This window comes from Streptomyces sp. SID14478 (assembly GCF_010548525.1).
Taxonomy (GTDB): Bacteria; Actinomycetota; Actinomycetes; order Streptomycetales; family Streptomycetaceae; genus Streptomyces.
Genome location: NZ_JAAGMG010000093.1, coordinates 1 through 362, shown reverse-complemented (window position 1 = coordinate 362; position 362 = coordinate 1). Strand labels below are relative to the sequence as shown.

Here is a 362-nt window from a genome sequence, read left to right as displayed (position 1 = left end):
GCCGGTCCGCGCCCTCCTGCCAGCGCTGCGCGAGGCGGCGGCGCTGGCCGACCTGGCGGCGCGTGGGGTGCGTGACCACCACCGGGTAGGCGCAGCCGAGCGGCGTCGGGTCGTCGGGACCCGCGGGCCACCGGTCCACCGGCCAGTTCAGCCAGTCCGGCGGGAGCGTGAAGGCCACCAAGTCATCGGTGCCCGGCGGGAGATGGGCCAGCGCGTCGTCGATCACCTCGCGGACGTACGCGGCCACCTGCGAGCCGGGCACCGTGCGCGCGGCGACCGGATGGCGGCGGCCCTCGCTGTACGCGGACACCTCCACCAGCGCCTGGTCGTCGCCCGCGCCGCTGCGCCGCACGTCGACCAGG

Annotated in this window: 1 pseudogene; it reads right to left on the bottom strand. The window is 77.6% G+C overall.

The annotated features are described in order from the left end of the window. A pseudogene (locus G3I40_RS03035) lies at positions 1 to 362 on the bottom strand (serine protease); the annotation flags it as partial.